7 protein-coding genes and 5 tRNA genes are annotated in these 10,689 nt (G+C 55.7%); 11 read left to right on the top strand and 1 reads right to left on the bottom strand.

The genetic code is table 11. The features are described from left to right. Window positions 1-61: 61 nt before the first annotated feature. Complete coding sequence (folD, locus tag K0F88_RS30740) at window positions 62-916, bottom strand: bifunctional methylenetetrahydrofolate dehydrogenase/methenyltetrahydrofolate cyclohydrolase FolD (protein WP_219097674.1); 855 nt, start codon at window positions 914-916, stop codon at window positions 62-64. A gap of 275 nt (window positions 917-1,191) precedes the next feature. On the opposite strand from folD, the gene K0F88_RS30735 reads away from it, so the two are divergent. The 11 genes from K0F88_RS30735 (at window position 1,192) to K0F88_RS30685 (ending at window position 10,593) form a co-directional block, all read left to right on the top strand. Next, window positions 1,192-1,268: transfer RNA gene (locus K0F88_RS30735), tRNA-Arg, on the top strand. Window positions 1,269-1,300: 32 nt separating this feature from the next. Beyond that, a tRNA-His gene (locus tag K0F88_RS30730) sits at window positions 1,301-1,376 on the top strand. A 56-nt stretch (window positions 1,377-1,432) separates the two neighbouring features. Beyond that, window positions 1,433-1,517, top strand: a tRNA-Leu gene (locus K0F88_RS30725). A 78-nt stretch (window positions 1,518-1,595) separates the two neighbouring features. Beyond that, window positions 1,596-1,671: transfer RNA gene (locus K0F88_RS30720), tRNA-His, on the top strand. 402 nt (window positions 1,672-2,073) lie between these two features. Beyond that, window positions 2,074-3,384, top strand: a complete 1,311-nt coding sequence (tig, locus tag K0F88_RS30715; protein ID WP_219097673.1) for a trigger factor — start codon at window positions 2,074-2,076, stop codon at window positions 3,382-3,384. A gap of 93 nt (window positions 3,385-3,477) precedes the next feature. Beyond that, window positions 3,478-4,113, top strand: a complete 636-nt coding sequence (gene clpP / locus K0F88_RS30710; RefSeq protein ID WP_219097672.1) for an ATP-dependent Clp endopeptidase proteolytic subunit ClpP — start codon at window positions 3,478-3,480, stop codon at window positions 4,111-4,113. Window positions 4,114-4,225: 112 nt separating this feature from the next. Further along, window positions 4,226-5,509: an ATP-dependent Clp protease ATP-binding subunit ClpX gene (gene clpX, locus K0F88_RS30705; RefSeq protein WP_007946893.1), complete on the top strand. Its 1,284-nt coding sequence runs from the start codon at window positions 4,226-4,228 to the stop codon at window positions 5,507-5,509. A 162-nt stretch (window positions 5,510-5,671) separates the two neighbouring features. Continuing rightward, entirely contained in the window at window positions 5,672-8,068 is a 2,397-nt protein-coding gene (lon, locus tag K0F88_RS30700) for an endopeptidase La (protein ID WP_007946894.1), read from the top strand. A gap of 147 nt (window positions 8,069-8,215) precedes the next feature. Beyond that, complete coding sequence (locus K0F88_RS30695; RefSeq protein WP_002552737.1) at window positions 8,216-8,488, top strand: HU family DNA-binding protein; 273 nt, start codon at window positions 8,216-8,218, stop codon at window positions 8,486-8,488. Window positions 8,489-8,541: 53 nt separating this feature from the next. Beyond that, window positions 8,542-8,619 (top strand) — tRNA-Leu (locus K0F88_RS30690). A 102-nt stretch (window positions 8,620-8,721) separates the two neighbouring features. Continuing rightward, window positions 8,722-10,593: a SurA N-terminal domain-containing protein gene (locus tag K0F88_RS30685; protein ID WP_219097671.1), complete on the top strand. Its 1,872-nt coding sequence runs from the start codon at window positions 8,722-8,724 to the stop codon at window positions 10,591-10,593. Window positions 10,594-10,689 lie beyond the last annotated feature (96 nt).

Below are 10,689 nucleotides of genomic sequence, written 5' to 3'. Positions count from 1 at the left end.
GGAAAAAAGAACCCGCCATTGGCGGGGTTTTTTTGTTCATTGCTTATGTCGAGGCAGGCACTCAGCTGTGCAGTGTTTCTGCCGCGTACAGTGTGTTTTCCAGCAGGCAGGCACGCGTCATCGGGCCGACACCACCCGGTACCGGTGTGATCCAGCCTGCGCGGGGCAGGGCGGTTTCGTAGATCACGTCACCGACCAGTTTGCCGTCTTCCTGGCGGTTGATGCCGACGTCGATCACGATCGCGCCTTCCTTGATCCACTCACCTTTGACCAGGCCCGGCTTGCCGGCGGCGACGACGACCAGGTCGGCACGGCCGACGTGGCCGGCCAGATCCTTGGTGAAGCGGTGGGTGACGGTCACGGTGCAACCGGCGAGCAGCAATTCCATCGCCATCGGACGGCCGACAATGTTGGAGGCTCCGACGACCACGGCATCCATCCCGTAAAGGTCGGCACCGGTGCTTTCCAGCAGGGTCATGATGCCTTTCGGGGTGCACGGACGCAGCAGCGGGATGCGCTGGGCCAGGCGGCCGACGTTATAAGGGTGAAAACCGTCAACGTCTTTATCTGGACGAATGCGCTCCAGCAACTTGGAGGCATCCAGGTGTTCAGGTAAAGGAAGCTGAAGCAGAACGCCGTCAATCGCCGGGTCGTCGTTCAGGCGATCGATCAGGTCGGTCAGTGCTTCTTGAGTGGTTTCGGAAGGCAGGTCGTAGGCTTGGGAAATAAAGCCGACCTCTTCACAGTCTTTACGCTTGTGCGAGACATAAACCTGAGAGGCGGGATCGCTGCCGACCAGGATCACCGCGAGGCCCGGTGTGCGCAGGCCTTGCTCGCGACGCTCGGTGACTCGTTTGGCGATCTGCTCGCGCAGGCTGGCGGCGATCGATTTGCCGTCGATTAGTTGTGCAGTCATTGCGCGTGATTAACCATCGAGAGGGGAAAAAAAGAGAACGCATTCTCGCATGTCATGAGGTGAGGGCAAAGGCGCTTGGTCTGCAAATTCCTCTAAGCCCTTTAATTAAATGAATTTTTTATAAAAAGCATTTGACGGCCTTCGGGGCGCTCTATACTATTCGTCGCACTTGTCGGGCACAGCCTAGCACTGGATGAGAAGGTCAAGCGGAATTACGGTTCTGTGAGACTGGAAAGCTCTTAGTTTGTAGTCCTCCAAGAGTACAGATTAATAAGGCGCCCGTAGCTCAGCTGGATAGAGCATCCGCCTTCTAAGCGGATGGTCGCAGGTTCGAGTCCTGCCGGGTGCGCCATTAGGCAGCTTTGGCACAAGTAGCGCAATATGGTGGGCGTAGCTCAGTTGGTAGAGCACGGGATTGTGACTCCCGTTGTCGAGGGTTCGATCCCCTTCGTCCACCCCATATTTCGAAAGGCGCCAGATTAACAGTCTGGCGCCTTTGCTTTAACAGCTTCAAACGCGGATGTGGTGGAATTGGTAGACACACTGGATTTAGGTTCCAGCGCCGCAAGGTGTAAGAGTTCGAGTCTCTTCATCCGCACCAAATAAAGCTTCACTCAAGCCGGTTGGCCTGGTTGGGGCGCAGCAGGGGAGTTGATTGGCTTCTTTGCAAAGCAATATGGTGGGCGTAGCTCAGTTGGTAGAGCACGGGATTGTGACTCCCGTTGTCGAGGGTTCGATCCCCTTCGTCCACCCCATATTTCGAGAGGCGCCAGATTTAACAGTCTGGCGCCTTTTTTGTTTTAGCGGTTCGAGTGTTAAGCGACTGCATGTCCTGAGTCGCAGGGGTGGGGTGTTTCGTCGTATTTATGTTTCTCGATGATGCCGCGCCGCCCGCCGGCCTTGCTCGCAAGACCGGCTGTCAGGGAGATGATTGGCAACTTCTTCTATATATAGAAGGATGGGTGCAGAGCCCTGGCGTGACTGGCTGTATTTGCTAACAGGGCGAGGCACAACCGTTTGTCCCCGCCTATAAATTGCCTGCTGCTTTTTTACCCGTTTTCAGTAGGGTGACTTCTTGAGTTTGACCCACTAGAATGCATGCCCTTGATTCTGGGGTCGGAAACGGCCGGCTAACGTCTGTGCAACGAGGAATATCCATGCAAGTTTCTGTTGAAAATACTACTGCTCTCGAGCGCCGCCTGAGCATCACCGTGCCGGCAGAGCGTATTGAGACTGCGGTCAACAAGCGTCTGCAGCAGACTGCCCAAAAGGCCAAGATTGCTGGCTTCCGTCCAGGCAAAGTGCCAATGAGCGAAATCAAGCGCCGTTTCGGTGCTGATGCGCGTCAGGAAGCTGTAGGTGATGTGATCCAGTCTTCGTTCTACGAAGCTGTTGTCGAGCAGAAGCTGAACCCGGCTGGCGCTCCTTCGATCGAGCCTAAATCGATGGAAGCTGGCAAAGATCTGGAATACGTTGCAGTTTTCGAAGTGTTCCCTGAGTTCACCGTTGCTGGCTTCGACGGTATCACCGTAGAGCGCCTGAGCGCTGACGTGGCTGACGCCGATCTGGACAAGATGCTGGACGTGCTGCGCAAGCAGAACACCCGTTTCGAAGTGGCCGATCGTGCTGCTCAGAACGATGACCAGTTGAACATCGATTTCGTTGGCAAGGTTGACGGTGAAGTGTTCGCTGGCGGTTCTGCCAAAGGTACTCAGCTGGTGCTGGGTTCCGGCCGCATGATCCCTGGTTTCGAAGACGGTCTGGTTGGCGCTAAAGCCGGCGAAGAACGCGTTCTGAACCTGACCTTCCCAGAGGACTATCAGAACCTCGACCTGGCTGGCAAAACCGCTGAGTTCACCGTGACCGTGAACACCGTTTCCGAGCCAAAACTGCCAGAGCTGAACGAAGAATTCTTCGCTCAATTCGGCATCAAGGAATCGGGCCTGGAAGGCTTCCGCACCGAAGTTCGCAAGAACATGGAGCGCGAACTGCGTCAGGCGATCAAATCCAAGGTCAAGAATCAGGTAATGGACGGTCTGCTGGCCACCAACCCGATCGAAGTGCCTAAGGCGCTGCTGTCCAACGAAGTTGACCGTCTGCGCGTGCAGGCTGTTCAGCAGTTCGGCGGCAACATCAAGCCTGACCAACTGCCGGCCGAGCTGTTCGAAGAACAAGCCAGGCGCCGCGTTGTACTGGGTCTGATCGTGGCTGAAGTGGTCAAGCAATTCGACCTCAAGCCTGACGAAGCCCGCGTTCGTGAAATGATTCAGGAAATGGCTTCGGCCTACCAAGAGCCTGAGCAGGTTGTGTCCTGGTACTACAAGAACGACCAGCAACTGAACGAAGTTCGTTCGGTTGTGCTGGAAGAACAAGTTGTGGATACTGTTCTGCAGAAAGCTAGCGTGACCGACAAATCGGTCTCTTACGAAGAAGCAGTCAAGCCGGTAGAAGCACCACAAGCCGACTGATCGTTTTTGCGGTAAGAAGCACACACCATAAGCCAGCCTTCGTGCTGGCTTATGCGTATTCAAGACATAACTATTTGGGAGTGACTGCAGAGCATGTTCCGTAATTCGTATATTCAGCAGAACTCTGATATCCAGGCCGCTGGCGGTCTGGTCCCGATGGTTGTCGAGCAGTCTGCTCGTGGCGAGCGCGCCTATGACATCTACTCGCGCCTTCTCAAGGAACGAGTGATTTTTCTGGTTGGCCCGGTAGAGGACTACATGGCCAACCTGATTTGTGCGCAACTGCTGTTCCTTGAAGCGGAAAACCCGGACAAGGACATCCATCTCTATATCAACTCCCCGGGCGGTTCGGTGACAGCAGGCATGTCGATCTACGACACCATGCAATTCATCAAACCCAATGTATCGACCACCTGTATTGGTCAGGCCTGCAGCATGGGCGCCTTTCTTCTGACGGCCGGTGCCCCCGGCAAGCGTTATTGCCTGCCGAATTCGCGCGTGATGATTCACCAGCCACTGGGCGGTTTCCAGGGCCAGGCTTCGGATATCGAAATCCATGCCAAGGAAATCCTCTTCATTCGTGAGCGTCTCAACACGCTGATGGCCAAGCACAGCGGCCACACACTTGAAGAAATCGAGCGCGATACCAACCGCGATAATTTCATGAGTGCAGAAGCCGCGCGTGAGTACGGGTTGATCGATGAAGTGATCAACCAGCGCCCCGCTTAAATTAAGCAGCTCAAAATAAGGTTGGTCGGCTGGTCCGATCACCGGCGGGCTTGAAAAAGCCCGCAATAGCCTTCATCTTGTGTTGCAAGCCTATCGGATTTGGATCGAACGAATGACTGACACCCGCAACGGCGAGGACAACGGCAAGCTGCTCTATTGCTCCTTCTGTGGCAAAAGCCAGCATGAAGTACGCAAATTGATTGCCGGCCCCTCGGTCTTTATCTGCGACGAGTGCGTCGACCTGTGCAATGACATCATCCGAGAGGAGGTGCAGGAAGCCCAGGCCGAAAGCAGCGCGCATAAATTGCCTTCGCCTAAAGAAATCAGCGGCATCCTTGATCAGTACGTGATTGGTCAGGAACGTGCGAAAAAGGTTCTGGCCGTAGCGGTGTACAACCACTACAAGCGTCTGAACCAGCGTGACAAAAAGAATGACGACGTCGAACTCGGCAAAAGCAACATCTTGCTGATCGGCCCGACAGGCTCGGGTAAAACCCTGCTTGCCGAAACACTGGCCCGCTTGCTGAACGTTCCGTTCACCATCGCCGATGCAACCACCCTCACTGAGGCGGGTTACGTGGGTGAAGATGTCGAGAACATCATTCAGAAGCTGCTGCAGAAATGCGATTACGATGTAGAAAAAGCCCAGATGGGCATTGTCTATATCGATGAGATCGACAAGATCTCGCGCAAGTCTGATAACCCGTCGATCACCCGGGACGTTTCCGGTGAAGGCGTGCAGCAGGCCCTGCTCAAGTTGATCGAAGGCACGGTCGCTTCCGTTCCGCCGCAAGGTGGTCGCAAGCATCCGCAGCAGGAATTCCTTCAGGTTGACACCCGTAACATCCTGTTCATCTGCGGTGGTGCGTTCTCCGGTCTGGAAAAGGTTATTCAAAACCGTTCCACCAAGGGCGGCATCGGTTTCAACGCGGAAGTGCGTAGCAAGGAAGAAGGCAAGAAAGTCGGTGAATCCCTGCGTGAAGTCGAGCCTGACGATCTGGTCAAGTTCGGTCTGATCCCGGAATTCGTCGGTCGTCTTCCGGTACTTGCCACGCTGGACGAGCTTGATGAAGCTGCATTGATGCAGATTCTCACCGAGCCGAAAAATGCTTTGACCAAGCAGTATGCCAAGCTGTTCGAGATGGAAGGTGTGGACCTGGAATTCCGGGCCGACGCGCTGAAATCGGTCGCCAAACGTGCCCTGGAACGCAAGACCGGTGCCCGTGGACTGCGTTCGATTCTCGAAGGTGTATTGCTCGACACGATGTATGAAATCCCCTCGCAGTCCGAGGTGAGTAAAGTAGTGATCGACGAAAGCGTTATAGAAGGTAAGTCCAAGCCACTGTATATCTACGAAAACAGTGAGCCGGCTGCCAAGGCTGCGCCAGACGCTTAAGCGTCAGGCAGCTGGAATAAAGAAGGGGCCTTCGGGCCCCTTTTCTTTTAAAGCGTTTTTAACACCCTCTTTGCGCTTGTTTTTTTTCAAAGCAGCCCCCATCTTGGTTTCAAGCTTACTTCCATCTGTTTACGGCCATATGGCCGCCGTAGAGGCGAAATCATGAAGACAACCATCGAATTGCCTCTCCTGCCATTGCGTGATGTTGTGGTTTATCCGCACATGGTTATCCCGCTGTTCGTGGGGCGCGAGAAATCCATCGAAGCCCTCGAGGCTGCGATGACGGGCGACAAGCAGATCCTTCTGCTGGCTCAGAGAAACCCTGCTGATGACGATCCCGGTGAAGATGCACTTTATCGCGTAGGTACAATTGCGACCGTTCTGCAGCTGCTCAAGCTGCCTGATGGCACGGTCAAGGTTTTGGTCGAAGGCGAGCAGCGGGGCGCCGTAGAGCGCTTCAGCGAAGTGGACGGCCACTGCCGTGCTGAAGTCTCGCTGATCGACGAAGTCGACGCGCCTGAGCGCGAGTCGGAAGTGTTTGTCCGCAGCCTGCTGGCTCAGTTCGAGCAATATGTGCAGCTGGGCAAGAAAGTCCCGGCGGAAGTCCTCTCGTCGCTCAACAGCATCGACGAGCCAGGTCGCCTGGTCGACACCATGGCCGCCCACATGGCCCTGAAGATCGAGCAGAAGCAGGAAATCCTCGAAATCATTGATTTGTCGGCCCGGGTCGAGCACGTTCTGGCGTTGCTGGATGCCGAGATCGACCTGCTGCAAGTCGAAAAACGCATTCGCGGTCGCGTCAAGAAACAAATGGAGCGCAGCCAGCGCGAGTACTACCTGAATGAGCAGATGAAGGCCATTCAGAAAGAGCTCGGCGACAGCGACGAAGGCCACAACGAAATCGAAGAGCTGAAAAAGCGCATCGATGCCGCCGGCCTGCCGAAAGATGCGTTGGCCAAGGCCCAGGGTGAACTGAACAAGCTGAAACAAATGTCGCCAATGTCTGCGGAAGCGACCGTGGTGCGTTCGTACATCGACTGGCTGGTTCAGGTGCCGTGGAAGGCCCAGAGCAAAGTGCGCCTGGACCTTGCGCGCGCAGAAGACATTCTCGATGCAGACCACTACGGTCTGGAAGAAGTCAAAGAGCGGATCCTCGAATACCTCGCCGTACAAAAGCGCGTGAAGAAAATTCGCGGTCCGGTGTTGTGCCTGGTCGGTCCTCCAGGGGTGGGTAAAACCTCTCTGGCAGAGTCGATCGCTCACGCCACCAACCGCAAATTCGTCCGTATGGCCCTCGGTGGCGTGCGTGACGAAGCGGAAATCCGTGGTCATCGCCGGACTTACATCGGTTCGATGCCAGGAAGATTGATTCAAAAGATGACAAAGGTGGGTGTCCGCAACCCGCTGTTCCTGCTCGATGAAATCGACAAAATGGGCAGCGACATGCGTGGCGATCCGGCGTCGGCGTTGCTGGAAGTGCTCGATCCCGAGCAGAACCACAACTTCAACGATCACTATCTGGAAGTCGACTATGACTTGTCCGATGTGATGTTCCTTTGCACCTCGAACTCCATGAACATTCCGCCGGCGCTGCTCGACCGGATGGAAGTGATTCGTCTGCCGGGCTATACCGAAGACGAAAAGATCAACATCGCCGTCAAGTACCTCTCGCCAAAGCAGATTACAGCCAACGGCTTGAAGAAAGGCGAGCTGGAATTCGACGCCGAAGCGATCCGCGACATCATCCGCTACTACACCCGCGAAGCCGGTGTGCGTGGGCTGGAACGCCAGATTGCCAAGGTTTGCCGCAAGGCGGTCAAAGAGCACGCGATGGAAAAACGTTTCTCGGTGAAGGTTACTGCCGAGATGCTGGAACACTTCCTGGGTGTGCGCAAATTCCGCTACGGTCTGGCCGAATCGCAGGATCAGATCGGTCAGGTGACCGGGTTGGCCTGGACTCAGGTGGGTGGCGAATTACTGACCATCGAAGCCGCTGTCGTGCCGGGTAAAGGCCAGTTGATCAAGACCGGTTCGCTGGGTGATGTGATGGTCGAATCGATCACAGCCGCGTTGACCGTGGTGCGCAGCCGTGCGAAGAGCCTGGGGATTCCCCTGGACTTCCACGAGAAGCGCGACACGCACATCCACATGCCGGAAGGGGCAACCCCGAAAGACGGCCCTAGCGCCGGCGTAGGCATGTGCACGGCCCTGGTGTCGGCATTGACCGGGATTCCAGTGCGTGCGGACGTCGCCATGACAGGCGAAATCACCCTGCGTGGCCAGGTGTTGGCGATTGGTGGTTTGAAGGAAAAACTGCTGGCTGCTCACCGTGGCGGGATCAAGACCGTGATCATTCCTGAAGAGAACGTGCGCGATCTGAAGGAAATTCCTGACAATATCAAGCAAGATCTGCAGATTAAACCGGTTAAATGGATTGACGAGGTCCTGCAAATTGCGCTGCAATACGCGCCGGAGCCGCTGCCAGATGTGGTTCCAGAGATAGTTGCGAAGGATGAAAAACGCGAGTCTGACTCTAAGGAAAGAATTAGCACGCATTAGTACGCATTTGCCTGAGTGGCTTGTTGACAGCTTTTTAGAGCCCTTGTTATAAAGCGGCTCTTAAGTGTCTGTAGGCCATTCAGCACTCGTTTTTGCTTTCACCAAAAAACTTAGAATCATACTCAAATAGATATAAGGGGACTTAGAGTGAACAAGTCGGAACTGATTGATGCTATCGCTGCATCCGCTGATATCCCGAAAGCTGCTGCTGGCCGTGCGCTGGACGCTGTAATCGAATCCGTCACTGGCGCTCTCAAGGCTGGCGACTCTGTTGTTCTGGTTGGTTTCGGTACCTTCTCCGTTACCGATCGTCCAGCTCGCATTGGTCGTAACCCACAGACCGGTAAGACGCTGGAAATCGCAGCAGCCAAAAAACCAGGTTTCAAAGCCGGCAAAGCACTGAAAGAAGCTGTCAACTAAGTTCGTTTCAGGTTTTTGCCTATCCGGGTCGGGGTCATGCCTGACCTGGCAGCGGAGCGGTAGTCCAGTCGGCAAGTTGCCGGTCCGAGACACCGAGGGTCGCAAGTTCGAACCCTTGGTCCGCTCCGCCAGTTACGAGAAGGCGCATCCTCGGATGCGCCTTTCTTCTATCCGGATTCTACCCACGCTCCACGGTTGCCTAATTTTGAAGTTCAACCGTTTCTGGGGGACGCATGCTGCAGAATATCAGGGACAATTCACAAGGCTGGATTGCCAAGACTATTATCGGGGTCATCGTTGCACTGATGGCTTTGACCGGTTTCGACGCCATTTTTCAGGCCACTACCCATCGTAATGATGCGGCCAAGGTCAACGGCGAAGAAATCAGCCAGAACGAGCTGAGCCAGGCGGTCGATATGCAACGCCGTCAGCTCATGCAACAGCTGGGCAAGGATTTCGATGCTTCCTTGCTCGATGAAAAAATGCTGCGCGAATCGGCCCTCAAAGGCCTGATCGACCGCAAGTTGCTGCTGCAAGGCGCAGAAAACTCGAAATTCGCTTTCTCCGAAGCGGCCTTGGACCAAGTGATCTTGCAAACGCCTGAATTCCAGGTGGATGGCAAGTTCAGTCCTGAGCGCTTCGATCAGGTGATTCGTCAACTCGGCTACAGCCGCATGCAATTCCGCCAGATGCTGGCTCAGGAAATGCTGATCGGTCAGCTGCGCGCTGGTTTGGCGGGTAGCGGTTTCGTCACCGACGCACAGGTTCTGGCGTTCGCCCGTCTGGAAAAACAGACCCGCGATTTCGCTTCCCTGAACGTCAAGGTCGACCCGGCAGCGGTGAAGCTGACCGACGATGAGGTCAAGGCCTATTACGACGAACACGCCAAGGAATTCATGACGCCGGATCAGGTTGTCATCGATTACCTGGAATTGAAGAAGTCTTCCTTCTTCGATCAGGTCGCCGTCAAGGACGAAGACCTGCAAGCGGCGTATCAGAAAGAAATCGCGAACCTGTCCGAGCAACGCCGGGCTGCGCACATTCTGATCGAAGTGAACGATAAAGTGACCGAGGCGCAAGCCAAGGCCAAGATCGAAGACATTCAGGCGCGTCTGGCCAAAGGCGAGAAATTCGAGGCGTTGGCCAAGGAATTCTCCCAGGACCCGGGTTCGGCGAACAACGGTGGTGACCTGGGCTATGCAGGTCCTGGCGTCTACGACCCGGCATTCGAAACCGCGCTGTATGCGTTGGCCAAGGATCAAGTGTCGGCCCCGGTTCGCACTGACTTCGGTTTCCACCTGATCAAACTGTTGGGCGTTGAAGCTCCGGAAGTGCCGACACTGGCCAGCCTGAAAGACAAGCTGACCCGCGAGCTGAAAACCCAGCAGGTCGAGCAGCGTTTCGTCGAGGCGACCAAGCAACTGGAAGACTCCTCGTTCGAGTCCTCCGATCTGGCCCAGCCGGCGCAAGACCTGAAGCTGACTGTCCACACCTCCAAGCCGTTCGGCCGCGAGGGTGGCGAAGGTGTGGCGGCTAACCGTGCCGTGGTCACCGCGGCATTCAGTCCTGAAGTGCTGGATGAAGGTGCCAACAGCACCGCCATCGAGCTGGACCCGGAAACCGTGATCGTGCTGCGCGCCAAGGAACACTTGAAGCCTGCGCAACTGCCGCTTGAAAGCGTCAATGCCAGCATTCGTGCGCAGTTGGCCAAGGAACACGCCAGTGCTGCCGCCAAGACCAAGGCTGAGGAGTTGATCGCCAGCCTGCGCGATGGCAAGACCCCGCTGAACAAGGCGATCGACGGTCAGAACTGGAAAGTGACTGAAGCGGCTACTCGCGCTCAGGAAGGGATTGACCCAACTGTGCTACAAGCGCTGTTCCGCATGCCAAAACCTGTCGCCAAGGACAAGCCGACCTTCAGCAGCGTGACCCTGGCTGATGGTAGCCTGGTGATCGTGCGCCTGAACGGCGTGAACGAAGCCGCTGCGCCGACCGAAGAAGAGAAGGCCCAATACCGTCGCTTCCTCGCCTCGCGCATTGGCCAGCAGGACTTTGCGGCCTACCGCAAACAGCTGGAAAGCCAGGCCGAGATCAAGCGTTTCTGATGCTTGACTGAGTTGCCCGCTTTATAAAAACCCCGGCCAAAAGGCCGGGCTTAATGAGATGGTCAGCCTGACCGAGAAGCCCTGCAGGTTTACGCT

It is taken from the genome of Pseudomonas sp. UMAB-40, assembly GCF_900095275.1.
GTDB classification, from domain to species: domain Bacteria; phylum Pseudomonadota; class Gammaproteobacteria; order Pseudomonadales; family Pseudomonadaceae; genus Aquipseudomonas; species Aquipseudomonas mandelii_B.
Note: the sequence above shows the minus strand (reverse complement) of the source record. Positions and strands in the feature narration are given on the sequence as shown.

Coding starts and splice junctions, on each gene's coding strand:
- folD (WP_219097674.1), bottom strand. CDS start 916: ATGACTGCACAACTAATCGACGGCAAATCGATCGCCGCCAGCCTGCGC.
- tig (WP_219097673.1), top strand. CDS start 2,074: ATGCAAGTTTCTGTTGAAAATACTACTGCTCTCGAGCGCCGCCTGAGC.
- clpP (WP_219097672.1), top strand. CDS start 3,478: ATGTTCCGTAATTCGTATATTCAGCAGAACTCTGATATCCAGGCCGCT.
- clpX (WP_007946893.1), top strand. CDS start 4,226: ATGACTGACACCCGCAACGGCGAGGACAACGGCAAGCTGCTCTATTGC.
- lon (WP_007946894.1), top strand. CDS start 5,672: ATGAAGACAACCATCGAATTGCCTCTCCTGCCATTGCGTGATGTTGTG.
- K0F88_RS30685 (WP_219097671.1), top strand. CDS start 8,722: ATGCTGCAGAATATCAGGGACAATTCACAAGGCTGGATTGCCAAGACT.